Source organism: Clostridium saccharoperbutylacetonicum N1-4(HMT) (genome assembly GCF_000340885.1).
Classification (GTDB): Bacteria; Bacillota; Clostridia; order Clostridiales; family Clostridiaceae; genus Clostridium; species Clostridium saccharoperbutylacetonicum.
The window spans coordinates 3,811,354-3,836,276 of the sequence record NC_020291.1 but is presented as its reverse complement, the minus strand read 5'-3'; the positions used below and the strand labels follow the sequence as shown (position 1 = coordinate 3,836,276).

At 29.6% G+C, this 24,923-nt stretch carries 22 protein-coding genes and 2 other annotated features; of the genes, 19 read left to right on the top strand and 3 right to left on the bottom strand.

Translation table 11 applies throughout. The features are described from left to right. Positions 1–157 precede the first annotated feature (157 nt). From CSPA_RS17205 to CSPA_RS17145, 13 genes are all read left to right on the top strand, one after another. On the top strand, positions 158–1,321 hold the full coding sequence (locus tag CSPA_RS17205) for an ABC transporter substrate-binding protein (RefSeq protein ID WP_015393622.1): 1,164 nt from the start codon (positions 158–160) through the stop codon (positions 1,319–1,321). A gap of 24 nt (positions 1,322–1,345) precedes the next feature. Continuing rightward, entirely contained in the window at positions 1,346–2,239 is an 894-nt protein-coding gene (locus tag CSPA_RS17200) for a branched-chain amino acid ABC transporter permease (protein WP_085953972.1), read from the top strand. Positions 2,240–2,241: 2 nt separating this feature from the next. Further along, a complete protein-coding gene (locus tag CSPA_RS17195) occupies positions 2,242–3,300 on the top strand; it encodes a branched-chain amino acid ABC transporter permease (protein WP_015393620.1) in 1,059 nt (352 codons plus the stop codon). Further along, the gene (locus CSPA_RS17190) at positions 3,300–4,070 is read left to right on the top strand and encodes an ABC transporter ATP-binding protein (RefSeq protein ID WP_015393619.1); all 771 of its coding nucleotides are present in this window, start codon (positions 3,300–3,302) and stop codon (positions 4,068–4,070) included. The genes CSPA_RS17195 and CSPA_RS17190 overlap by 1 nt, the downstream gene beginning before the upstream one ends. After that, positions 4,063–4,773, top strand: a complete 711-nt coding sequence (locus CSPA_RS17185; RefSeq protein ID WP_015393618.1) for an ABC transporter ATP-binding protein — start codon at positions 4,063–4,065, stop codon at positions 4,771–4,773. The genes CSPA_RS17190 and CSPA_RS17185 overlap by 8 nt, the downstream gene beginning before the upstream one ends. A 229-nt stretch (positions 4,774–5,002) precedes the next feature. After that, a complete protein-coding gene (locus CSPA_RS17180) occupies positions 5,003–5,395 on the top strand; it encodes a zinc-ribbon domain-containing protein (protein ID WP_015393617.1) in 393 nt (130 codons plus the stop codon). Positions 5,396–5,721: 326 nt separating this feature from the next. Then, entirely contained in the window at positions 5,722–6,375 is a 654-nt protein-coding gene (locus CSPA_RS17175) for a nitrite/sulfite reductase domain-containing protein (protein WP_015393616.1), read from the top strand. 198 nt (positions 6,376–6,573) lie between these two features. Next, entirely contained in the window at positions 6,574–8,514 is a 1,941-nt protein-coding gene (locus CSPA_RS17170; RefSeq protein WP_015393615.1) for a [FeFe] hydrogenase, group A, read from the top strand. 328 nt (positions 8,515–8,842) lie between these two features. After that, positions 8,843–9,466, top strand: a complete 624-nt coding sequence (locus CSPA_RS17165) for a DUF47 domain-containing protein (RefSeq protein ID WP_015393614.1) — start codon at positions 8,843–8,845, stop codon at positions 9,464–9,466. Next, the gene (locus CSPA_RS17160; RefSeq protein ID WP_015393613.1) at positions 9,459–10,457 is read left to right on the top strand and encodes an inorganic phosphate transporter; all 999 of its coding nucleotides are present in this window, start codon (positions 9,459–9,461) and stop codon (positions 10,455–10,457) included. The genes CSPA_RS17165 and CSPA_RS17160 overlap by 8 nt, the downstream gene beginning before the upstream one ends. A gap of 534 nt (positions 10,458–10,991) precedes the next feature. Then, positions 10,992–12,188 carry an Mbeg1-like protein gene (locus tag CSPA_RS17155; RefSeq protein WP_015393612.1) on the top strand — a complete coding sequence of 399 codons (1,197 nt, stop codon included), beginning with the start codon at positions 10,992–10,994 and terminating at the stop codon, positions 12,186–12,188. 24 nt (positions 12,189–12,212) lie between these two features. Then, the gene (locus CSPA_RS17150; RefSeq protein ID WP_015393611.1) at positions 12,213–13,055 is read left to right on the top strand and encodes a metallophosphoesterase; all 843 of its coding nucleotides are present in this window, start codon (positions 12,213–12,215) and stop codon (positions 13,053–13,055) included. 252 nt (positions 13,056–13,307) lie between these two features. Beyond that, positions 13,308–13,685: a phage holin family protein gene (locus CSPA_RS17145; RefSeq protein ID WP_015393610.1), complete on the top strand. Its 378-nt coding sequence runs from the start codon at positions 13,308–13,310 to the stop codon at positions 13,683–13,685. A 65-nt stretch (positions 13,686–13,750) separates the two neighbouring features. On the opposite strand, the gene gloA2 is transcribed toward CSPA_RS17145, so the two are convergent. Continuing rightward, complete coding sequence (gene gloA2 / locus CSPA_RS17140) at positions 13,751–14,131, bottom strand: SMU1112c/YaeR family gloxylase I-like metalloprotein (RefSeq protein WP_015393609.1); 381 nt, start codon at positions 14,129–14,131, stop codon at positions 13,751–13,753. An 82-nt stretch (positions 14,132–14,213) separates the two neighbouring features. Beyond that, a complete protein-coding gene (locus tag CSPA_RS17135; RefSeq protein ID WP_015393608.1) occupies positions 14,214–14,933 on the bottom strand; it encodes a hypothetical protein in 720 nt (239 codons plus the stop codon). A gap of 138 nt (positions 14,934–15,071) precedes the next feature. Next, positions 15,072–15,344: a binding site (T-box leader), on the top strand. Between the two features lie 189 nt (positions 15,345–15,533). Here CSPA_RS17135 and aspS point away from each other — a divergent pair. The 3 genes from aspS (at position 15,534) to CSPA_RS17120 (ending at position 19,103) form a co-directional block, all read left to right on the top strand. After that, a complete protein-coding gene (aspS, locus tag CSPA_RS17130) occupies positions 15,534–16,820 on the top strand; it encodes an aspartate--tRNA(Asn) ligase (protein ID WP_015393607.1) in 1,287 nt (428 codons plus the stop codon). 491 nt (positions 16,821–17,311) lie between these two features. Next, positions 17,312–18,502: a MalY/PatB family protein gene (locus CSPA_RS17125; RefSeq protein ID WP_015393606.1), complete on the top strand. Its 1,191-nt coding sequence runs from the start codon at positions 17,312–17,314 to the stop codon at positions 18,500–18,502. Positions 18,503–18,719: 217 nt separating this feature from the next. Further along, the gene (locus CSPA_RS17120) at positions 18,720–19,103 is read left to right on the top strand and encodes a hypothetical protein (RefSeq protein ID WP_015393605.1); all 384 of its coding nucleotides are present in this window, start codon (positions 18,720–18,722) and stop codon (positions 19,101–19,103) included. A gap of 382 nt (positions 19,104–19,485) precedes the next feature. Here the strand turns inward: CSPA_RS17120 and CSPA_RS17115 are convergent, their stop codons facing one another. Next, on the bottom strand, positions 19,486–20,139 hold the full coding sequence (locus tag CSPA_RS17115; protein ID WP_015393604.1) for a flavodoxin family protein: 654 nt from the start codon (positions 20,137–20,139) through the stop codon (positions 19,486–19,488). A gap of 133 nt (positions 20,140–20,272) precedes the next feature. Between CSPA_RS17115 and CSPA_RS17110 the strand changes: the two genes are divergently transcribed. The 3 genes from CSPA_RS17110 (at position 20,273) to CSPA_RS17100 (ending at position 24,846) form a co-directional block, all read left to right on the top strand. Then, complete coding sequence (locus CSPA_RS17110; RefSeq protein ID WP_015393603.1) at positions 20,273–20,638, top strand: winged helix-turn-helix transcriptional regulator; 366 nt, start codon at positions 20,273–20,275, stop codon at positions 20,636–20,638. 197 nt (positions 20,639–20,835) lie between these two features. Continuing rightward, positions 20,836–21,134: a binding site (T-box leader), on the top strand. A gap of 229 nt (positions 21,135–21,363) precedes the next feature. Further along, on the top strand, positions 21,364–22,017 hold the full coding sequence (locus CSPA_RS17105; protein ID WP_241393435.1) for a glycerol-3-phosphate acyltransferase: 654 nt from the start codon (positions 21,364–21,366) through the stop codon (positions 22,015–22,017). 183 nt (positions 22,018–22,200) lie between these two features. After that, the gene (locus CSPA_RS17100; RefSeq protein ID WP_015393601.1) at positions 22,201–24,846 is read left to right on the top strand and encodes a valine--tRNA ligase; all 2,646 of its coding nucleotides are present in this window, start codon (positions 22,201–22,203) and stop codon (positions 24,844–24,846) included. Positions 24,847–24,923: the final 77 nt, after the last annotated feature.

The window sequence follows — 24,923 nt, the reverse complement described above, 5'->3', positions numbered from 1 at the left end:
TTGATAAATTATTAATATTTATATAGTATTTTTATTCTATATACAATTTTAAAGATAATATCAGATTCATAAAAATATTATAACCTTAAAGATATTTTAAGAATAATGTTTTTGTAACCACTAGAAGTTAATTTACATAAGGGGGGGCTATTATTTTATGAAAAGGAAAATTTCTTTGCTTTTGGTGCTAGCAATGACAGCTTCGTTTAGTTTAGCTGGGTGTAGTTCAAAATCTGATACAAAAGCAAATGTGGACAGCGACGTAATTAAAATCGGAGTGTTCGAACCAATGACAGGTGCTAATGCAGCTGGAGGAGAATTGGAGGTAGAAGGAGCAAAGCTTGCTAATAAACTATATCCAACTGTACTTGGGAAAAAAGTAGAGTTGGTTTTTGCTGATAACAAGTCAGACAAGGTAGAAGCAGCAAGTGCAGCAGCAAATCTTATTGAGCAGGAACATGTTAACGCTATTATTGGAAGTTGGGGAAGCGGTAATTCAATGGCAGCGGGAGATATAGTGCAGGAAGCTAAGATTCCTGCAGTTGGAGCATCCTGTACAAATCCATTAGTAACTGCAGGTAATGATTATTACTTTAGAGTTTGCTTTATAGATCCTTTTCAAGGGACTGTTATGGCAAAATATGCAGCAAATAATTTAAAAGCTAAAAAAGTGGCACTTCTTCAAGAGGTTTCAAGTGATTATTCAGTTGGTATTTGTAAATTTTTTACTGATGAATTCAAGAAATTAACTGGTGATGAAAATGCAGTTGTAGCTAAAGCAAATTATAATACTGGTGATCAGGATTTTACAGCTCAGCTTACAAATATAAAAAGCAGTAATCCAGATGTTATATTTGCGCCAGGGAACTTTACTGAAGGTGCAATGATAATAAAACAAGCGAGACAACTTGGTATTAAAACACCTATAATTGGTGGTGATACATGGGAAACACCAGAATTCTTAGATATAGGTAAAGAGGATGTCGAAGGTACAGTATTTTCAACTTTCTTTGCTAGTGAGACACCTATTACTACTGAATCTAAGACATTTTTAGATGCATATAGAAAAGAATATAATAAAGAACCAGCAGCAGTAACTGCACTATCATATGATGCTTATTTGGTAATTTTAGATGCAATTAAGAGAGCAAATTCAACTGATCCAGTGAAAATTAGAGATGAAATTGCAAAAACTAAGAATTTCCCTGGAGCAGCTGGAGTTATAACGATAGATGAAAATAATAATGCAGTAAAAGATGCGGTTTTAAAGGTTGTTAAAGATGGTAAGTTTACATATCTAGACACAATAAAACCAGAATAAAATAGGGGTGAAAATATGACATTAATGGATTTTACAACATTCATGCAAAACTTGGCAAATGGGATTTCACTGGGAAGCTTATATGCCTTAATAGCTATTGGTTATACAATGGTTTATGGAATACTAAAGCTTATAAACTTTGCTCATGGAGATATATTTATGATGGGGGCATACTTCGCATTCTTTGGAATAGCAACGTTTGGACTACCTTGGTACTTTGCTTTTATAATAGCTATTGTAATTACAGCAGTACTTGGAATGGGAATTGAGTTTGCAGCGTACAGACCACTTAGAAATGCACCTAAGATTTCAGTTTTGATTTCTGCAATTGGTGTGTCTTTCTTACTTGAAAATTTAGCGGTTGTTTTATTTGGGGGAAGACCTAAGGCATTCCCTGATATAAAATTATTTACTAACGTTATGGTTATAGGTGGGGTTTCGATTCAAAATCTTACTTTTATCATTCCAATAGTTACTATAATTTTATTATTCATTTTATTACATCTTGTTAATAATACAAATGTTGGTATGGCTATGAGAGCTGCATCTAAGGATGTAGAAACTGCAAGACTTATGGGTATAAACGTGAATAGAATAATATCTTTTACTTTTGCAATAGGTTCAGGACTTGCAGCTGTAGGATCAATGATGTGGTGTGTGAAATATCCACAGATAGTTGCTCTTATGGGGATGATGCCAGGATTAAAATGCTTTATAGCTGCTGTAATAGGTGGTATTGGAGATATTAAAGGTGCAGTTATTGGTGGATTTATTCTTGGACTAACAGAAATCATGTTAGTTGGATTCTTTCCAGCATTAACTGGATATAGAGATGCATTAGCTTTCGTTTTATTAATTATAATATTATTATTTAAGCCTACTGGAATTATGGGCAAAAATCTAACAGAGAAGGTGTAAAAATGAACAATAAAAATAAATTTTTAAATATAGCTCTTATTGCAATTGTATTTTTACTCTTGTTTGTTGCAAATAATGGCTTAGACTCATATAAAATTAGAATTTTGAATTTATGTGCTATATATACAGTGCTTGGACTTAGTTTGAATTTAATAAATGGATTTACAGGACTTTTTTCATTAGGACATGCTGGGTTTATTGCAATAGGTGCATATACAACTGCATTATTGACTATGTCTGAAAAAGTAAAAAATCAAAATTTCTTTATGGAACCATTAATGGCACCATTTAATCATATTTCAGTGCCATTTATAGTAGCGTTAATTATAGCAGGACTTTTATCAGCCCTAATAGCAATCTTAATTGGTGCTCCAGCTTTAAGACTTAAAGGAGATTATCTAGCTATTGTTACTTTAGGGTTTGCAGAAATTATTAGAATAGTAATTACTAATGCACAAAGCTTAACTAATGGTGCTTTAGGTCTTAGAGGTATTCCTCACATGACAAATTTATACTGGAGTTTTGGAATTACTATTGCAACCATAATAATTTTATTGTCACTTATAAATAGTTCATATGGTAGAGCTTTAAAGGCAATTAGAGAAGATGAAATAGCTGCTGAAAGCATGGGAATAAGTTTATTTAAACATAAGGTTATTGGATTTGCTGTTGGAGCGTTTTTTGCAGGAGTAGGCGGAGGTTTACTTGGTAACTTAATGGGAACAATAGATCCTAATATGTTCAAATTCAGTCTTACTTTTAATATACTTCTTATTATAGTAATTGGTGGTATGGGAAGTGTTACTGGTACAGTAATTTCAGCCTTCATTGTAACAATTCTTGGAGAAGTCTTAAGATTTTTGGACATGGAAAAAGTGTTTGATTTAGGAATTTTCAGTTTTACAGGTATACCAGGTTTAAGAATGGTTATATTTTCGATATTACTTATGGTAATAGTATTGTTCTTTAGACATGGAATTATGGGAACAAAAGAATTTTCATGGAAATCAATATTTAAATATACAAACAATAAACCTCTAGAAGAAGGGGGAGATAAATAATGGCATTATTAAATGTTCAAAATGCAACAATGCAGTTTGGAGGACTTACAGCTGTAAGTGATTTTAATCTTCAAATTAATGACGGTGAAATAATTTCATTAATTGGACCAAATGGGGCTGGAAAGACTACAGCTTTTAATATGATTACTAATGTTTATACTCCTACAAAAGGACAAATTACTTTTAATGGTACTAATATTACAGGGATGAGACAAGATAAAATAACTCAAACTGGTATAGCAAGAACCTTTCAAAATATAAGATTATTTAAAGATTTAAGTGTGCTTGACAATGTATTAATTGCTAATCACGTACATATAAAATCAAATTGTTTTGAAGCTATGTTAAAACTTCCTAAATACAGAAAAGAAGAAAAGGAAATGATTAAAAAATCTCTAGACCTTTTGAGAGAATTAGGTCTTGAAGACTTAAAAGATGAAAAAGCTAGTTCGCTTCCATATGGTAAGCAAAGAAAGCTTGAAATAGCTAGAGCACTTGCAACTAATCCTAAGCTCCTTTTGCTCGATGAACCAGCAGCAGGAATGAATCCTACAGAAACAGATGAGCTTACTGCTTTTGTTAAAGAAATAAAAGATAAGTTCAAGTTATCAATATTTATGATTGAACATCATATGAGTATGGTTATGAGTTTATCTGATAGAATACAAGTTTTTGAATATGGTATTACTATAGCTGAAGGTACACCTTCTGAAATACAAAACAATAAGAAGGTTATAGACGCATATTTGGGGGTATCTGAAGATGATTAAAATTGATAATTTAGTAGTTGCTTATGGAGGAATAGAAGCCTTAAAAGGCATAAGCATGGAAGTACCTAGTGGTAAAATTGTTACTTTGGTTGGAGCAAATGGAGCTGGGAAAAGTACTACCTTGAAATCCATAGTAGGTCTTGTTAAACCTAAAAGTGGAAGTATAGATTATGAAGGAACTGATTTAACTAAGCTTAGCACTGAATTAATGGTTAAAAAGGGAATTGCTTTAGTACCAGAAGGTAGAAGGGTTTTTTCTGACCTTACAGTTTTAGAAAATTTAAAAATAGGTGCATACTCAAGAAATGATGCTAAAGGTATCGCAGAAGATTTAGAAAAAGTATATTCATTATTTCCTAGACTTAAGGAAAGAACTTGGCAATTAGCTGGGACGCTTTCAGGTGGAGAACAGCAGATGTTAGCTATAGGCAGAGCTTTAATGTCAAGACCTAAGCTTATAATGATGGATGAACCTTCTTTAGGTCTAGCACCTATAATAGTTAAAGAATTATTTGGAATAATTAAAAAGATTAATGAAGAAGGTATGACAGTTCTTTTGATAGAACAAAATGCTAATGCAGCTCTTAAAATAGCTGATGTAGGTTATATTATGGAGACTGGAAGAATTACATTAAGTGGTTCAGGACAAGAATTACTTGCAAATGATGAAATTAAAAAGGCTTATCTTGGTGAAGCCTTATAAATTAATAAAATCAAATTTTATTTTGTAGTGAAACAAGTTAGTAGACATACCAATGTCATTAAGTTAAGATGACATTGGTAGAAATACTGGCTTGTTTTTTCTTTAATACTCTTATTTAACAACAACATATTGAGAACATAGTAAACAATAGAAGTATTTCTATGTTATAATATTGTCATGGCAATAATGCTTTAGAAGTCAACAATAAAATATTAAAGGAAATGAGTGTATGTTTTTTATAGGAATATTTGGAATAGAAAGTAAAGAAAAGGAAATTACTATTATAGATAATATCAATTGTAATAGATGTAAATCAACAGTCAAAGGTCACTTAATAAAAAGCTATGATTTTTTTCATTTCTTCTTTATACCTATTTTTAAGTGGAATGAAAAATATTATTTAGTATGTGAAAATTGTAACGAAGTATATGGTATTAAAAAAGAAAAGGGTAAAGCAATTGAGCGTGGTGAGAATATAAACATAACATATTGGGATTTATATGATTTGGATCAAAAGCAATATGGTTCTAATGTATATGGAAAGACTGTATGTAGAAATTGTAAAAATGAAGTAGATGGTAATTTTAAATTTTGCCCTTACTGTGGTACGAAGATTGATTAAAATTTATTGAAATAGTATCATTGTATTCTTTTTATGGGCTTTTGTATTGTAACATATGATACATATTGCTATTTTGTTATGTAATATAATTATAATGCATAAGTTCTGATAAAAGTTCTACATTAATTAAATAGAAATTCTGGAGCAAAAGTAAGTGTCGAAAAAGTGAATGTCCAAAAAGTGAATGTCCAAATTTTATATTTGGAAACATGAAGTTTCTCCTTGGGAGCTTTTATATTTGGAAACATGAACTTTCACCTGTGGATGTTTAAACATTCATTGTAAACTGTAAAATTGTAAACTGCAAACTAGAACGGAGGGATAATATGAGTTATGGAAATCTTCAAAAAGTTATAAATGGAAAGAGAACTTTCGCAATAACCCCACATATTCCAGGGGGATTTATAACTATAGATAATATGCAAAAAATCTTAGATATAGCTAAAAAATATAAAGGGGTACTTAAAATTACATCTGGTCAAAGAATATTAATAACTAACCTTAAGCAGGAAGACTTGGAAGCTATATGGAATGAACTAGGAATGGAACCTGCTGTAAGAACGCAAAATTCAGTTAAGAATGTAGAAATGTGTCCAGCAGGCTATTGTAAGAGGTCAAAATTTAATACAATTGGAACAGGTATGAAACTTTCAAAAAAGTATCAGTGGATGGAGACTCCGTGTAGAACTAAAATTGGGGTTGCAGGCTGTAGAAATGCTTGTGGTAGTGTATATAGTAAAGATGTAGGTGTAATTGCAGATAAGACGGGATTTATTGTTTCTGCTGGGGGTTCTGGAGGGTATAATCCAAGGATGGCAGATATTATTGCACAAGATATATCAGAAGAACAAGCACTTAACTTAGTAGATAATATTTTTGAATATTACATGGAATTTGCAGAAGATGGAGAAAAATTAGGATTTTTTATTGATAGAGTTGGAGTTGAAGAGTTTAAAGAAAAGGTAAGTAAGGATATATAAAGATTATCAATTTAAAGTCTTTTTTTGATAATAATAATAATATTCTGTCAAAGGATTTTTTAATTAAAATATGATATACTTAAAAATGTAAATAAATTTTAGTTTTCAAAATAACAAATTTAAATTTTTGTGGGAAAAAATGTATTTGTTAGTAACTAAATTTAATATAACCATTACATGAAAATAAGGAGTGAAATTATGGTGAACAACAATACATCATTTATTCAAAGTTCATTAGGATCAGTATTCTCAGTTTTTAGTGAGGAAGAGTTAAAACAATTAAAGGATGGCAGAAAAATAGCAATCTGCGGTAAGGTTAATAAACCGGGGATAATAGAAGTTCCAGAAGGGGCAACTCTTAATGATATAATAGAATTATGTGGTGGACTAATAAATAAAAGTGGTTTTAAAGCAGCACAAATTGGATTACCTTTTGGCGGGTTTTTAACTGAAGATAGTTTAAATAAAGAATTTGATTTTAATTTGTTTTATGAAAATATAGCAAAGACAATTATTGTTTTATCACAAGAGGATTGTATAATCCAATTTGAAAAATTCTATATAAGATACTTATTAGCAAAAATCAAGGATGGTTCTTATAAAAATTATGAAATAGTAAAAGAAGATATAACAGAAATGTATAATGTCTTAAATAGAATAAGTAAAGGCGTATCTAATATGCGTGAACTTTATACATTAAGAAATCTTGCAATAACTGTTAAGACTAAAATGAATCAAAAGCATAATATAATGGAAGAAATTATAGATAAATTTTACGAAGAAATTGAGGAGCACATTGAAGAAAAGAAATGTCCAACTTCTCAGTGTAGTCATTTAATTAAACTAAAAATTACAAAGAAGTGTATTGGATGTGGAGCTTGTAAAAGAGCATGTCCAGTGGATTGTATAGATGGAGAATTGAAAAAACAACATGTAATAGACGATAATAGATGTACTCATTGTGGTGCCTGTGTATCAGCATGTCCAGTAGATGCAATATTTACGGGAGATAATACTCTTTTATTCCTTAGAAACTTAGCAACACCTAATAAGGTTGTAATTACTCAAATGGCTCCAGCTGTTCGTGTAGCTATAGGTGAAGCTTTTGGCTTTGAACCAGGAGAAAATGTTGAAAAGAAATTAGCAGCAGGACTTAGAAAGTTAGGAGTAGACTATGTATTTGATACTTCTTGGGGAGCTGATTTGACAATAATGGAAGAAGCAGCTGAACTTCAAGAAAGACTTGAAAAGCATCTTGCAGGAGATGAAAATGTAAAACTTCCAATACTTACTTCATGCTGTCCTTCATGGATTAAATTTATAGAACAAAATTATGGTGACATGTTAGAAGTTCCTTCTTCAGCAAAATCTCCTATGGAGATGTTTGGTATTGTTGCTAAAGAAATCTGGGCAAAAGAAAAAGGATTAAAGAGAGAAGAAATATCGTCAGTTGCAATTATGCCTTGTATTGCTAAAAAATATGAAGCATCAAGACCAGAATTTTCTGTAAATCTAGATTCAGATGTTAACTATGTTATAACAACAAGAGAACTTATTAAGATTTTCCAAGATTCAGGAATAGATTTAAGAACTCTTGAAGATGAAGAAATAGATACAGTAATGGGTGAATATACTGGTGCTGGTATCATTTTTGGTAGAACAGGTGGAGTTATTGAAGCAGCTGTAAGAACAGCAATGGAAAATATGACTGGAGAAAGAGTTGACAACATCGAATTTGAAGGTCTTAGAGGCTGGGATGGATTTAGAGTTTGTGAAATAGAAGTCAAAGATATTAAATTGAGAATCGGTGTTGCTCATGGACTTAGAGAAGCAGCTAAGATGTTGGATAAAGTAAGATCTGGTGAAGAATTCTTCCATGCTATAGAAATAATGGCGTGTGTAGGAGGCTGTATTGGTGGCGGTGGTCAACCTAAAATAAGAAAGAATAAAGACGAAGTTTTACAAAAAAGAGCTGAAGGTTTAAATAATATAGATAGAGCTAAGACTCTTAGAAGATCTAATGAAAATCCAGAAGTTCTTGCAATATATGAAAAATATTTAGGACATCCACTAAGTAATAAGGCTCATGAATTATTGCATACAACATACTTCCCAAGAGCAAAAAAGAATAATGAATAATAATTAATTTAAATTAAAAGTTGCATAGAATAATGGAAAGTAATATATGTTCTTACATTATTTTTGCAACTTTTAGTTTGCAAATTTTCTGTTAAGATTTCTGAGAAATTATTGCTAAAGTGATAAATTAAAGTAAATTAAATCTGTTTTTGATTACAAAAATTACTAATAAAATTAATATATGAGAAAATTCAAGCATATTTATATTAAATTTAGGTTAAGTTTTTTAAAAATAGTTTAAATTTATATTAAAATAGAATATACTAGAACAGGATTATGACATTTGGCAATATATTAAATTTTTATACTTATAGGGAGATGTGATAATATGTTCAATTTAAATCCAAAAGAAGACAAATTTTATAAACTGTTTAATGAAGCTGCACAAATCGTTGATGAAGGTGCAAAACTTTTAAGAAGGACCTTAGATTCACTAGATAATATTGATCTTGATGTAAGTAGAATAGAAGAATTAGAACATCAAGGTGATAGAATAGTAGGTATTATAGTTAAAGAATTAAACGATTCTTTTATTACTCCATTTGATAGAGAGGATATCTATGTTTTAATTAAGAGATTAGATGATGTTTTAGATTTAATCAATTCAGCAGTACATAGATTTGTAATGTTTAATGTTAAGCAAAGTACAGAAGCATCAAAATTATTAGCTGATATGTTAATTAAATGTACTGGTCATTTAGTAGAATTAATGGATGAACTTCACTTAATGGGCGGTAAAAATCAAATTGCTGAGAAGATAAAGGTGATAAACCAAATTGAAAGTGGAGCGGACCGTTTATTTAGGCAAACTGTGTGCGAATTATTTAGAAATGAAAAAGATCCAATAGAAATTATTAAATGGAAAGAAATTTATCAAATAATGGAAAACACTATTGATAAGTGTGAAAAAATTGCAAATATCATAGAGGGAGTTGTAATTAAGAATGCTTAGTGCTATGACTATAACGGTATTAATAGTAATAACGGTATTAATATTTGATTTTATTAATGGATTTCATGACACAGCCACAGCAGTTGCAACATCAATTACAACTAGAGCTCTTACACCAAGAACAGCAATTATAATATGTGCAATATTTAATTTTATTGGTGCATTTAGTGGAACAGCAGTTGCAAAAACTGTAGGTGAAAGTATAGTAAGCCATAACTCGATTGAACAATGGGTTATATTAGGAGTTTTAATTTCAGCGATAATATGGAATATAATAACTTGGTATTTTGGTATACCAAGCAGTTCTTCTCATGCTCTAATTGGAGCATTAATGGGTGGAGGAATAGCATATAATAATAGTTTTAATGTAGTAAATTGGTCTAATTTATTTCATGAAGTAATAATTTGGATATTTATTGCTCCAATTATAGGTTTTGTAGTTGGATACTTTTTAATGATATTATTAAATTGGATTTTAAGACCTTTTAAACCTGGTTTAGTAAATAAGATATTTTTAAAATTCCAAGTGGTTGCAGGTGCGCTTATGGCATTAAACCACGGTAGTAATGATGCTCAAAAATCAATGGGATTAATTACCATGGCCTTGCTAAGTGGAAAATTTATTCATGAATTTGCAGTTCCAACTTGGGTAATAGCATGTTGTGCTTTAGCTATGGCATTGGGAACAGCATCAGGAGGAAAAAAAATTATCAAAACTATGGGAAGTGGGATGGCTAAATTAACACCTGTTAATGGATTTGCAGCTCAAACTGGTGGTGCAGCAGTAATCTTCCTAGCTACATTTTTCCATGCACCAGTAAGTACAACACATATAATTTCAACTACTGTAATGGGTGTTGGAGCATCAAAAAGATTTAAGTCTGTTAAATGGGGAGTAGCACAAAATATAGTTTGGGCTTGGATATTAACAATCCCTATTACTGCAACTTTATCAGCACTTATTATATATATAATGAAGATGTTTTTTTAAAATTATTTAATAGTAAAATATAGTTATGTAATTTATATTATAGCCTGTAGGTTTTCCATTTGGAGACTACAGGTTATTTTAGTATTTAAAAATGATATTAATTCTTTAATAGATAATATAGATATCCAAAGCGAGAATTAGACTTATGGAACAATTACCGAAATCATATACATTTATCTTCCACAGGACTAGTGAAATTTTCGCTGGAAGGTTCTAAGTGGAAGGTTGCACCCATTTCTGCATGTTCCTAAAGTAAATTTATGACAAGCAGAAAATGAAACAACCTTCCACTAATAACCATCATCAGCTCAATTTCACATACCTGCTTCCAGAAAAATGTATCTGATTTCTAGTGTAGTGTTACGATTATAGTTTCTCAATACTACATATATATTACATTAATAAGTTTGATTATTAAATTGGATATCTATAATTAACCATTTTAAGTTCAAAAATAATAATTGAGCATAGATTAGTTACAGGAATAAAATTTAGTTTTAAGTCCAGATAACTAGGTATATAATGGAGGTATCTATGGAACAGCTGTCATATGCAGAATTAATTCTTTTGGATAATTTGATATATTTAGAATGGGAAGCAAAAGAAAATAAGAGTGTTAAGGAAATTGTTGATGATATATTAAAGGATGCAGATTTTGATAAGCTTATGGGGAATATAGGAAATTGTATAATGAAAACGCCTAAATACCAATGGATAAAAATATTAAATTACATAGGAGAAAATAATAATTTATGCAATTATAGAATTAAAAATATAGCTGCTTATAAAAATGGTATGAAGTTTGCATGCTTAGTAAATGAAAATAATAATGCTGTTGTTATTTTTAGAGGCACCAGTACAGAAGCAGAGTGGGAGGATAATGGAGAAGGTGCATATACTTCTGTTACTAATGAACAACTTGAAGCTTTAAAATTTATAAATAATTTAAATTATGATAATATAACTGTATCAGGACATTCTAAAGGTGGTAATAAAGCACAATATGTAACAATTTTATCGTCTAAAATCAAGAAATGTGTATCAATTAATGGACAAGGTTTTTCTAATAGTTTTTTAGAAAGCTATAGGGAAGAGATTAATAAAAATAAATCTAAAATTGTTGGTATAAATGCAGAATATGATTATGTCAGTTGTTTATTTAATACCATTTCAGGAGAAAATCATTTTATAAAGACGGATTTTCAAGTTAATCCATTTGACTATCATAGAGCAAATATACTTTTAGATAATAACGGAAAGCTAAGACAGGAAACAAATGAATCAGTAATCTTTGATATAGTAAATGGTTTTTCAAAATATATAATTTCAAATTTAAATGAAAATTTTGAAAGAGCAATTGTTGATAAAGTTATCGATATAATAGAATTATTTTTATGCAAGAAAGATGAAAAAAATATAATGATTTTTGCAGGAGAATATTTAATAATGGATTATTATAGAAGTAAATATGAACAAGACGAGGATTTTATTAAAAGTTATGCTTTAGTAGAAATTTTAATTTTACCTTTAGTCTTTTGGGATGAATTTATATATATTGAAGAAACTAAATCAGAGGCACATCTTAAAGCTGTAACAAATAATATAAGATGGTTTTGCAATAAAATAGTAAATAAGGTACAAAATTTTGATGAAAGTCAAAAGTATATTGTTGTTTGGGTTATGAAGGGGATAAATGATTTTATTTACAGATTAGAAAGAGAAATTTTATAAATTTCAAGAGAATGGAGCAAATCAATGATAAAAAATATAGTTTTACTGTTGGGTTTATCATTAATAACCACATATACGTATTTAGATAATAAGTTATTAGGAATATCAAAATATAAAATTGTTAATAATAAAATTCCAAGAGAATTTAATAACTTTAAAATTATTCATTTGTCGGATTTTCATAATTATAAGTATATAGGAGATAATAATAGTACTGTCATTGGTAAAATAGATAATGAAAAACCTAATATTATAGTTATGACGGGTGATATGGTAAATAAATACGATAAAAAATTTGATAATTTTTTTAGTTTGGTTGAAGCGTTGAGTGGGAAATATGAGATGTATTATATAGTAGGAAATCATGAAAAAAGGTTAAATTGCTATTACTTAAATCTAATCATGACTAAGCTTAAGAATTTGAATGTTAAAGTAATAAATAATCAAAAAATTACGCTAACTAGAAAACAGGATTGTATTAATTTATATGGCCTCGATATTCCACTTTCGTTTTATAAAATAAAAAATAGACCATCAAATATAGAAGAAATTGTAAGTACTGAATTAATTAAATGTAAAGGTAAGGAATATAATATTTTATTAGTTCATAATCCACTATATTTTGATTTCTATGCAAAACATAATATTGATTTGACTTTAGCTGGTCATGTTCATGGAGGAATGATAAGAATACCATTTATAGGTGGATTGCTTTCTCCAGAAAGAAAATTTTTTCCTAAATATAATAGCGGAATTTATGATATAGATAATAAGAAACTTATTGTTAGTAGAGGAATGGGGCATAGTTCACCAGGTATAAGAATATTTAATATGCCAGAAATAGTAAGTATAACTTTGCAAAATTAGATTTTCTGTTTAAAAGGTATACACATTAGAAAAGGCAGCTATGCTGCATATAAGAACATTTTATGCAAGCGAATATGATTTGTTTTTTATTCTTTTCTTATACACAAATCATTTAAATAGCGCTTTTCATATAGTATCCACAGATTTAATTACATTATAAATTCCTAAAGAATAAAAAAATTAATATATTTTAATTAACTGGGCACAATATAATTACACTCATAAGAAATATATTTTAGGAGGTAATTATTTATGGTACATGATAAAGATGATTCAACAAAAGGTAAGGTTGGTGGAAGAAGTATTGGTGGCTGGTTAATTAGGCTAGTATTAACTGCCGTAATCTTAGCAATAGCATCATTTTTTACACCAGGTTTTACAATTATAGGCATGTGGTCATATTTACTAGCAGCTTTAGTAATAAGCATATTGGATTATTTAGTTGAAGCTTTTATGGGTGTAGATGCATCACCATTTGGAAAAGGCATAAAAGGATTTTTTATAGCTGCAATAATATTATATATAGCGCAATACTTTGTGCCTAATATGAGTGTATCAATAATAGGAGCACTTTTAGCAGCTTTGGCTATAGGAATACTGGATGCAGTAATACCTGGAAGAGCAATGTAAAGTCTTGAATAATAAAGTAGGGATGATTATATAGTAATCATCCCTATAAATTTTTATATTATATTTTATTCATGTAATTCTAAAGGTAAACCATCTGGATCTGAAAAAAAAGTAAATTTCGTTCCAGTATATTCATCTATACGAATTGGTTCTGTAATAATGCCATTCCTATTCAATTCTTCAACAACTTTTTCGATATTTTCAACTCGAAAAGCAAGATGCCTTAATCCACAAGCTTCAGGATAAGATGGTCTTTTAGGTGCATTTGGCATTGAGAAAAGTTCAATTTCACTTGTTCCTATTTTTAAATCTAATTTATAAGAGTTTCTTTCTTTTCTATAGTTTTCTCTTATAATTTCAAAGCCTAAAATGTTCACATAAAAATGTTTTGATACTTCATAATCAGAAGTAATAATAGCTATGTGATGTATTGCGTCAAACTTCATAATAAATCTCCTCATTAGTTTATTTTTTAGCGAACACTACTTTAAATATCATAGCATTTAAAGTAGACTTCAAGAAGATTAGTTAATTATTTTTTATTGTGTTATCTTCTTGTTCATTTGCTGATGCATCCTTTGAAGTATCTGATTTTCCTTGAAGTGCATCAAATCTCTTCATTACTTCAGTATAGGTATCTTTTGAGATTTGAGGAAGATCATCCATTTTTGTAGAGTTTTTAAAGTCAACTCCAGCTTGTTTAAAGCCTTCTTCAACAGCGTTTCTCATTTGCTGAAGTTTATCTTTATCATCTCCAGCTAAGGCAGTAGCCATAGTCATAATACGATCTGCCACAGCTTTTACAGAATATGGGCCTCCATCTGAAATAGCTTTTTGTGCTTCTTCAGGAGTAGTTCCAGCTTTAGGATAAGCCTTGTCAAGAGAGCCGAAAATCTTAGTAAGAAGATCTGAACTTTCTTTTGAAAGGCCATTATTTTCTGTACCATTACTAAAATTATTTTGTGTATTTATAGTGTTTTCTATAAATTTTTTTAAGAATGCCTTTTCTTGTTCTGCTTGATCATCATTTAATTGTTTTATTTCCTCTGCTGAAAGTTTCTTTTTAACTGGTTTATAAGTTAAATTTGTTAAGTCATCGTCTGAAGATTTTACAAATGTATCTTTTTCTAATTCATTTGCTGAAGTATTACTAGCATCATCGTTAACTTTATCTTTCTTTGAAACATCGTTTTTAGTAGCGTAAGTTGAAGTATCAACATTGTTAAGATTAGAAATACCTGTAATCATATTTAATCGCTCCTTTTTATAATCTACTTAATTTATTCTCGATTTATAATAAGGATACTTTATATAAATTGTTAGAATTTTCATATGTATGTTGACATTCAACTTAATTAAGAGTATTATATATTATAAATAAAAAAATAAAATTCTATGAAAGGAATAGTAGATATATTATTAGTATCTTAAGCGAGTAGAGGATGGTGTAAGCTCTATGAGAAAGTATGTATTGAAGACATCCTGGAGAAGTTTATCTGAAGGTATTAATATGCAGGGAGTATTTGGATTTCCCTAGTATTTGAAAGTTAATTTTAGTAGGATAAGCCGGAAGCCTCCGTTAAAAGGTTAGAGATGACTTAGTTTATTTGCTTAGTCAAAGTAGAATGGCACCGTGAAGATAATGCTTTCACTTCTATACATGAAGTGGGAGTTTTTTTATTTTTATAAATTGGGCCCGGTTTATGTTTACAACGCTACTATTTTATTTTTAAGCAATGTTTTAAGTCAAAAAGGGTGGTACCGCGAAAATTTTTTGCCCCTTGAGTTTAGCTAGCTCAAGGGGCTTTGTTGTTAAAAAATATATGTAAATTTAAAGGAGTATTTGAAATGAAAAGAGTAATGATTAATGAAATAGATAATTATATAAATAAAAAAATAGTAATTAAGGGATGGGTATATCGCATAAGAAAATTAAAATCCATAACATTCATCATATTGAGGGATAGAACAGGCTATGTTCAATGTGTAGTAAGTAATGAGTTTAAATTAAATACAATTAAAGTGGAAGCCGTAATAAGTATTTATGGAATGGTTAAGGAAAGCAATAATAAATATAACGGATTTGAAGTTGATGTGGAACAGCTGAATATTATTAATAATGTTTTGGCAGAACTGCCAATAGAATTAAATAAAGAGAATCTTGAAATTAATTTGGATACAAAATTAAATAATAGAATGTTAAGCATAAGGCATGATAAGGTAAATTCAATCTTTAAAATCCAAAATATTATAGCTAATGGTTTTAGAGAATACTTAAATAATGAAGGATTTACTGAAATATCAACACCTAAGTTGGTAAAAGAAGGAGCAGAGGGTGGCACAGAATTATTTAAGGTTGAATATTTTGAAAAACAAGCCTATTTAGCCCAAAGTCCACAATTTTATAAACAAATGATGGTTGGAGCAGGTTTTGAAAGAGTGTATGAAATAGGCCATGTATATAGAGCAGAAGAACACAATACTAATAGACATTTAAATGAGTATATAAGCATGGATTTAGAGTTAGGCTTTATTGAGGATGAAGAAGACATAATGGATTTGGAAGAAAGACTGCTAAAACATATACTTACAAAAGTACTGAAAGAAGGAGAAAAATATTTAAAGATTTTAAAGGCAGAAGTTCAAGTTATAGAAGACAAAATTCCAAGAGTTAAGTTTTCTGAAGCAATAGAAATATTAAAGACAAAGTATAATAAAACAGGATTAGATGGCGATATTGACCCAGAAGGAGAAAAATTAATATGTAAATATGCCAAGGAAAAATATAATAGTGACTTTATCTTCTTAACCCATTATCCAAGGGAAAAACGACCTATGTATACAATGCCTTGTGGTACTGAAGAAACACATAGTTTTGACTTGTTATTTAGGGGGATTGAAATTACCACTGGAGGACAGAGAATACATGAATATGATATGCTAATAGAAAACATGAAATATAAGGGATTAGATCCTGAAAATTATGATAGCTATATATCAAACTTTAAATATGGAATGCCACCTCATGGAGGTTTAGCAATTGGACTAGAAAGAATAACAGCTAGACTTTTAGGTTTTGAAAATGTGAGAGAAGCAAGTTTAATACCAAGGGATAGAACAAGATTAATGCCATAATCCTAGAGCCAGGCTCTTAAATTTTACTAATAAGTATATATTAATATTGGATAATATATAGATACACAGCGTAAGAATTAGACTTACACGAAAATTACCGAAATCCAATACATTTGTCTTCCACAGGACTAGTGAAATTTTCGCTGGAAGGTTCTAAGTGGAAGGTTGCACCCATTTCTGCATGTTCCTAAAGTAAATTTATGACAAGCAGAAAATGAAACAACCTTCCACTAATAACCATCATCAGCTCAATTTCACATGCCTGCTTCCAGAAAAATGTATCTGATTTCTAGTGTAGTGTTACAATTATAATTGCTCAATAATACATATATATTCTATTTATAAGTTTGATTATTAAATTGGATATCTATATATATAAATTAATCTGAACTCTTATATCACGATAAACTAAGGACTCTATGGAAATACATGAGTAGCATTTAAAAATTAACTATAATATGATAAATTATTGTTAAGGGAGTGAAGAAAAAATGAAATATGATTTTGAAACACTTATATCAAGAAAAAATGTTGGAGCAAGCAAATGGAATTTGATGCAAAAGTTAAATAAGGATATTAATGAAGAAATAGTTCCATTTTCTATTGCTGATATGGAATTTAAGAATCCTCCAGAGATAATTGAAGGTTTAAAAAAATATATGGATGCTAGTGTTTTTGGATATACTGAAGCCACAGAAGATTATTATAAAGCAGTGTGTAATTGGATGGAAAGAAGACATGATTGGAAAATTGAAAAAGAATGGATCACAGAATTTTCAGGAGTTGTTCCAGCACTATTTACTATTGTTAGGGCACTAACAAATGAGGAAGATGGTGTTCTTGTTATGACTCCAGTATATTATCCATTTTATAAAGCAATAGAAGCTGGAAATAGAAAGATAGTAAAAAGTTCTTTAAAACTTTGTGAAGATCATTATGAAATTGATTTTAAAGATTTTGAAGAAAAGGCAAGTTTAGAAAGCACAAAGTTATTTATTTTATGTAGTCCACATAATCCTGTTGGACGTGTATGGAGTAAAGAAGAACTGATAAAGATAGGAAAGATATGTATAGATAACAATGTGCTTATAGTAGCTGATGAAATTCATTTTGACTTAATTATGCCTGAATATAAACATATGGTTTTTGCAAATATTTCTAAAGAATTTGCAAGTAATTCAGTAATTTGTACAGCACCAAGCAAAACATTTAATTTGGCAGGGCTTCAAGCATCAAACATAATTATTCCTAATAAAAGAATAAGAGATAAGGTATTACATGAAAAAATGATTACTATAGGAAATGCGGGGTTAAATATTTTTGGATATAAGGCTTGTGAAATAGCTTATAATGAATGTGAAGAATGGCTTAATGAGCTTATTCAAGTTATACATCAAAACAAAAAGCTTGTTGAAGGATTTATGAAAGCAAATTTACCAGAGGTTAAAGTAATAAACTTAGAGGGGACATATCTTCAATGGCTTGATTTTAGTGCAATTGAAAAGGATCATAAAGCCCTTGAAAAGTTTATGAGAATGGAAGCTTTAATGTTTTTAGATGAAGGATATATCTTTGGAAAAGAAGGAATTGGCTTTGAAAGAATAAATTTAGCTTGTCCAACAAAGATACTTGAAAAAGCATTAGAAAGACTACTTGAAGCTGTGAAGAAGTGCTATAAGTAGTAAAATTCAATAGTTATATGCCACGATGACTTGGAAAATAATAAGAACAAACATACGTATAATTATCATTGTATTTGGTAAGAATTGCATTATAGATTATATTAACGCTTATGATTAAATCCATGTTATAATTATTCTAGCAAAATTAAGTATAATGTCTTTTCACTTAATATATAATTTAACAAAGGATTTACTAAAGCAAAAGGAGTGAATGCTTGTGGCAGATAATGATCAAATGTTTGATTTACTAACTAAAATGTATTCAGAAGTTCAAGGTATAAAATCAGATGTTGGCTACATGAAATCAGATATCGGTAATATGAAATCAGACATTAGTAATATGAAATCTGAGATAAATGAAAGATTTGATAATTTAGAAAATGTAGTTCGTAAAACTAATATGACTATTGAAAATGAAATTAAACCTAAAATTGATGCTTTATTTGATGGATATAAACAAAATACAGAATTAATTTTTGGTTTAACTAATAAAGTAGATAATTTACAAACTGATGTAAATAATTTAACCATAAGAACTATAAAAAATGAAAATAGTATAATTCAGCTTTCAAAACATAAAACCATAACTGGAATGAGTTGAATTATATAAAATGTAGTAGCATAAATGTGTGTTGCTACATTTTTTTTGTGGTTTTTTATTTGATGTAATAGATAAATATTCCATATATGAAAAATAAGAGGTATAATGGTTGATATAACCTAATTAATAGTGGATAAATTTTATTCTCATTATGTCTATAATTGGAAGTTTGTGTTCATGAGAAAATGCTTAATTTCTAAATTAAATTTAGGATAATGAATGGTGAACCATATCATAAGTGAGTAATAAATTTACTAAAATTGGGTATGGAATTGCTAGAAATGACTTACCATATAAAAATGAATATGGTAAGTTTTTTATATTAAGAAAGATATGTTAGAGAATATTAATTTATTGTGTCTTATAGGTAGTATATAAATGACTACTTTATTAAACGCGCACCTAGTTCAAATGCTTTTTGACTGTCGAAAGGAAATTGAACTTTTCGATGTGTTGCTTTTGCTTCTTCAGAAAAAAAAGTAGATTCATATTTTGAGTAATCATCAAATTGGTAAGTATCATTACAATACATTACTTGTGGTTTTGTAAATATACGTTCTATAAAGGATTCAAATTTACTGAATGTTAATTTATAATTTAAATTTTCCATTATTTCTTCTGGAGAACCCATTGTATAAATGAAAGCTGTTGGCATCCTTTTTGGTGCAATTGTAGAAAGGTTCTTATCATACACTAAATAGGGAAATAACAATCTTTCTAAAAATGAGTGTAATTGACCTGATATATTATCCCAATATACTGGAGAGCCAAAAATAATTCCATCAGCTTGAGATAATTTTTCTAGAATTTCTTGAATATCGTCTTTAACTGCACATTTTCCATAACTTTTACCTTCAAGTCTTTTGCAAGCAAAGCAACTTCTGCATCCAGTATAGTTTAAGTCATATAAATTGATTATTTCAGTTTCAATTTCTTTATCTTTTGCAACTTGTACTACCCCATCTAAAACTCTTTGAAGTAAAGTAGCTGTATTCTTATTTTTTCTTGGACTTCCGTTAATAGCATAAACCTTCATAGTAACACTCCTATTTTCAATATTTTATTTTTCTGCTATAATCAATATACCATTAGGATATAAATATGCAAGTATGTAGTTTTTTCTTCGTTAGTATAAAAAGTATACTGTAAAGTTTAAAGGAGTTGTAATTATGAATAAGAATATAGATTGTAATCAGAAATCCCCTAATAATATATATGAGGTACAATGTCCTACTTTATATGCACTTAATATTTTGGGGCAAAAGTGGAAATTGCCAATTATTTGGTATTTGGCGGAAAATGATATTACAAGATACAATGAATTAAAACGAAGAATTAAAGGCATTACTACCACTATGCTCACAAAGTCTTTACGAGAATTAGAAGAATATAATATTATTGTTCGAACTCAATATAACACGATTCCTCCTAAAGTTGAATATTCTTTAACGGAAAGAGGTAAAGCGTTAATTCCTGTTTTGAGTGGATTAAATGCGTGGGGTGAAGAACAAATTGAAATTGATAGATCAAAGTAAGATTATATATAACATAAAAGAATTGTGTATGAATTTATTTTAATTATTGAAAATATTTTAGATATAGAAAGTTTTGAAGATATTGAAAAATATTTAAGTATATGATAAATATATTTTGGTAAGAGAGAAGATGGTTCATAAAAAACTATTATTGACAAAATTTATACTATAAGCTATTATTTTAAGTAAATTGAATAATAAAAGCAATGAAAAAGAGGAGTAGAAATTTGGAGGCATTAAAAGGAAACTCACTCATAGGAGTTGAGGAGTACAGTTCTTTTCTTGAATCATAGATTTGGAGAGAACTAGTTAGAGAGAGGGAGTAGCTGAAAACCCTTATGCTGAAAGTTTTGAAGGTAGCTTTTGAGCTTCTTTAGTGAAATAATAGTAGCTAAAGACGGTTTATCTGAATCGTTATTTAAATTAAGAGTCCATTAGAGCATATATAATTGCTTGTGTGGAAATAAAGGTGGTACCGCGAGTCTTCGTCCTTTTGTGATGAAGGCTCTTTTGGCGTTGAGAATTCAAAAGTGAGAATCAAAATTTTATATTTTGTTCTTCGAACTTTCCCTGTGGGCATTTTATATTTGGTTATTCGAAAGCCCCCAGCGAACGAATGTGAGTCGGGTTTCCTTAAGAATTAAAAATATAAAATTCATAATTAAAATTCAACGATTCAATTTAGGCATTATATTAATAGAGGAAGGAGTGTTAGAATTTTGTTTATGAATTATTGGTGGCAATTATCATTATTAGTTGTATTTAGTTATTTTATTGGTAATTTTTGTACAGCTATTGCTATATCAAATAAGTTTATTCACAAAGATATTAGAGAACTAGGAAGTAAAAATCCAGGGACTACTAATATGACTCGTGTATTTGGGATAAAATATGGAGTTATGACTTTATTTTTAGATTTTTTAAAAGGTTTTATTTGCTCGTTTGTGGGAAAAATGATATTTACTTCAATAGGTGGAGCAGAGGTTGGAATGTTTGCTGCTTATTTAGCTGGATTTGCTGTTATACTAGGACACATATATCCAATATTGCTTAGATTTAAAGGTGGAAAAGGCTTTGCCACAGGTATTGGAGTTTTTATGGTTGTAAATCCAGGTTTTACATTAATTTCATTGATTGTAGGAGTAATTTTATTGCTAATTGTGGATAGGATGTCAGTGTTTGCATTAACCTTTTTTGCAGCAGAGGCAATTTATCATTTGATTGTATATGCAAAAGACTATTGGTGGATTTCCTTATTTGCATGTTTATACTTTGTATTAGCTACTATTGCCCATAGATCTAATATAACTAGATTAGTGCATGGTGAAGAAAAGCCTCTTGGACTAATTGGGATTCTTAAAAATGAGAAAAAAAACTAATAGAATAAAAAATAATTATTACTAAGCCGATTTTTTTAAAAGCAAGGCTTTGATATACATCATTACTAAAATATGTTTTAAATAATTTTAAAATGCTATAGTAATTTGAATGTAGCTATATATAGCGCTATGACAAGGGGCATTTAATACCTTGTACATCAGATTTTAAACGGAGGAATAGAAATGTCAGAAGAAATGAAAAACATTGCAACCACATATGATCCAAAAGAATTTGAAGACAGAATTTATAAGAATTGGGAAGAAAAAGGCTATTTCACACCAGTAGTTGATAAGCGCAAAAAGCCTTATACTATAGTTATGCCACCGCCAAATATAACAGGTCAACTTCACTTAGGGCATGCCTTTGATGATACACTTCAAGATATGCTTATTAGATTTAAGAGAATGCAAGGATATGCTGCTTTATGGCTTCCTGGTGAAGATCATGCGTCTATTGCAACAGAAGTTAGAGTGGCTAACATGCTTGCTGAGCAAGGTTATGACAAGAAGGAAATGGGAAGAGAAGCTTTCCTTGAAAAAGTTTGGGAATGGAGTGACAAATACAGAGCTACTATAAGAAACCAAGTTAAAAAGCTTGGAGTATCTGCTGATTTTACAAGAGAAGCATTTACAATGGATGAAAATCTTAGTGCAGCTGTTAAACACGTATTTGTTAAGTTATATAATGAAGGTTTAATTTATCAAGGAAATAGAATAACCAACTGGTGTACACATTGCCAAACAGCTTTATCTGATGCAGAAATTGAATATGAAGAACAAGCAGGACATTTCTGGCACATCAATTACCCATTAGCTGATGGAAGTGGTTTTCTTGAAATTGCTACAACAAGACCAGAAACATTACTAGGAGATAGTGGTGTTGCTGTAAATCCAAATGATGAAAGATACAAACATCTTATAGGTAAAACAGTAATACTCCCATTAGTAAACAGAGAAATTCCTATAGTTGGTGATGACTATGTTGATTTAGAATTTGGAACTGGTGCAGTTAAGATGACTCCAGCTCATGATCCTAACGACTTTGAAGTTGGAAAAAGACATAACTTAGAAATCATAAGAGTTATGGATGATCAAGGAATTATCAACGAAAAAGGTGGAAAATACAAAGGTTTAGATAGATACGAAGCTAGAAAAGTTATAGTTAAGGATTTAGAAGAATTAGGTCTTTTAGTTAAAATAAAAGATCATGCTCATAACGTTGGTACTCATGATAGATGTGGAACTACTGTTGAACCAATTATTTCTAAGCAATGGTATGTTAAGATGGAAGACCTTGCAAAGCCAGCTATAGAAGTAGTTAAGAGTGGTAAGACTAAATTTGTTCCTGAAAGATTTGATAAGATTTACTTTAACTGGATGGAAAACATTCAAGATTGGTGTATTTCAAGACAATTATGGTGGGGACATAGAATCCCAGTTTACTATTGTCAAGATTGTGGTGAAATGATGGTACTTGAAGATGCACCAAATGCTTGTACTAAATGTGGAAGCACTAATATTAAACAAGATAATGATGTACTCGATACATGGTTTTCTTCAGCATTATGGCCATTCTCAACACTTGGTTGGCCACATAAAACAGAGGATTTAGAATATTTCTATCCAACAAGCACATTAGTTACTGGTCATGATATTATCTTCTTCTGGGTTGCTAGAATGATATTCTCAGGACTTCATTGTATGGGAGAAACTCCATTTAATACAGTACTTATTCATGGTCTAATTAGAGATTCTCAAGGAAGAAAAATGAGTAAATCTTTAGGAAATGGTGTAGATCCATTAGAAGTAATTGAAACTTATGGTGCAGATGCATTAAGATTTATGATAGCTACTGGTAATGCTCCAGGAAATGATATGAGATATTATCCAGAAAGAGTTGAATCATCAAGAAACTTTGCTAATAAGATTTGGAATGCTTCAAGATTTGTTATGATGAACCTTGATAAGGACATAATGAACAAATATAAAGACTGCAAGGAATATTCTTTAGCAGATAAGTGGATCTTATCAGAAATGAACACTTTAGTTAAAGAAGTTACAGAAAACATGGAAAAATATGAACTTGGAATTGCAATGCAAAAGGTTTATGATTTTATGTGGACTGAATTCTGTGACTGGTATATAGAACTTGTTAAACCAGTATTCTATGGTGATGATGAAAAAGCTAAGGGAATAGCTTACAATGTATTAAATACTGTACTAATTACAGGCTTAAAATTATTACATCCAGCTATGCCATTTATTACAGAAGAGATCTTCACTCATTTAAGTGATGAAGAAACTATTACAACTTCAGCTTGGCCAGTATTTGATGAAGCTTTAATAAATAAAGAAGCAGAAGCTGATATGGCATTCGTTATTGAAGCTATAAAAGGCTTAAGAAATATTAGAGCTGAAATGAATGTACCACCATCAAGAAAAGCAAAGGTTATTTGCTATATAGCTGAAGATGCTAAAAAAGCATTTAATGCAGGAAGTGCCTATATTGAAAAATTAGCTTCAGCTTCAGAAGTAGAATTTATAGCTGATAAAGCAAATGTACCAGCTAATGCTGTATCTTTAGTTGTTAAAGGTGGAGAATTATTCATGCCTTTACTAGACTTAGTTGATAAAGATAAAGAATTAGAAAGATTAAATAAAGAAGTTAAAAAGCTTGAAGGCGAAATTGAAAGAATTGATAAGAAATTAGGAAATCAAGGTTTCGTAGCTAAAGCACCAGCAGCAGTTATAGATGCTGAAAAAGAAAAGAGAGTAAAATACGTAGAAATGCTTGAAGCTGTTAAAGTTAGAATTGAAGCTTTAAATTAGCTAATTGTAGGTAATATTTATAAAGGATGAGTTATTATTTTAATGGCTCATTCTTTTTTCATATAAAAGATTAGATT

Coding starts and splice junctions, on each gene's coding strand:
- CSPA_RS17205 (WP_015393622.1), top strand. CDS start 158: ATGAAAAGGAAAATTTCTTTGCTTTTGGTGCTAGCAATGACAGCTTCG.
- CSPA_RS17200 (WP_085953972.1), top strand. CDS start 1,346: ATGGATTTTACAACATTCATGCAAAACTTGGCAAATGGGATTTCACTG.
- CSPA_RS17195 (WP_015393620.1), top strand. CDS start 2,242: ATGAACAATAAAAATAAATTTTTAAATATAGCTCTTATTGCAATTGTA.
- CSPA_RS17190 (WP_015393619.1), top strand. CDS start 3,300: ATGGCATTATTAAATGTTCAAAATGCAACAATGCAGTTTGGAGGACTT.
- CSPA_RS17185 (WP_015393618.1), top strand. CDS start 4,063: ATGATTAAAATTGATAATTTAGTAGTTGCTTATGGAGGAATAGAAGCC.
- CSPA_RS17180 (WP_015393617.1), top strand. CDS start 5,003: ATGTTTTTTATAGGAATATTTGGAATAGAAAGTAAAGAAAAGGAAATT.
- CSPA_RS17175 (WP_015393616.1), top strand. CDS start 5,722: ATGAGTTATGGAAATCTTCAAAAAGTTATAAATGGAAAGAGAACTTTC.
- CSPA_RS17170 (WP_015393615.1), top strand. CDS start 6,574: ATGGTGAACAACAATACATCATTTATTCAAAGTTCATTAGGATCAGTA.
- CSPA_RS17165 (WP_015393614.1), top strand. CDS start 8,843: ATGTTCAATTTAAATCCAAAAGAAGACAAATTTTATAAACTGTTTAAT.
- CSPA_RS17160 (WP_015393613.1), top strand. CDS start 9,459: ATGCTTAGTGCTATGACTATAACGGTATTAATAGTAATAACGGTATTA.
- CSPA_RS17155 (WP_015393612.1), top strand. CDS start 10,992: ATGGAACAGCTGTCATATGCAGAATTAATTCTTTTGGATAATTTGATA.
- CSPA_RS17150 (WP_015393611.1), top strand. CDS start 12,213: ATGATAAAAAATATAGTTTTACTGTTGGGTTTATCATTAATAACCACA.
- CSPA_RS17145 (WP_015393610.1), top strand. CDS start 13,308: ATGGTACATGATAAAGATGATTCAACAAAAGGTAAGGTTGGTGGAAGA.
- gloA2 (WP_015393609.1), bottom strand. CDS start 14,131: ATGAAGTTTGACGCAATACATCACATAGCTATTATTACTTCTGATTAT.
- CSPA_RS17135 (WP_015393608.1), bottom strand. CDS start 14,933: ATGATTACAGGTATTTCTAATCTTAACAATGTTGATACTTCAACTTAC.
- aspS (WP_015393607.1), top strand. CDS start 15,534: ATGAAAAGAGTAATGATTAATGAAATAGATAATTATATAAATAAAAAA.
- CSPA_RS17125 (WP_015393606.1), top strand. CDS start 17,312: ATGAAATATGATTTTGAAACACTTATATCAAGAAAAAATGTTGGAGCA.
- CSPA_RS17115 (WP_015393604.1), bottom strand. CDS start 20,139: ATGAAGGTTTATGCTATTAACGGAAGTCCAAGAAAAAATAAGAATACA.
- CSPA_RS17110 (WP_015393603.1), top strand. CDS start 20,273: ATGAATAAGAATATAGATTGTAATCAGAAATCCCCTAATAATATATAT.
- CSPA_RS17105 (WP_241393435.1), top strand. CDS start 21,364: ATGAATTATTGGTGGCAATTATCATTATTAGTTGTATTTAGTTATTTT.
- CSPA_RS17100 (WP_015393601.1), top strand. CDS start 22,201: ATGTCAGAAGAAATGAAAAACATTGCAACCACATATGATCCAAAAGAA.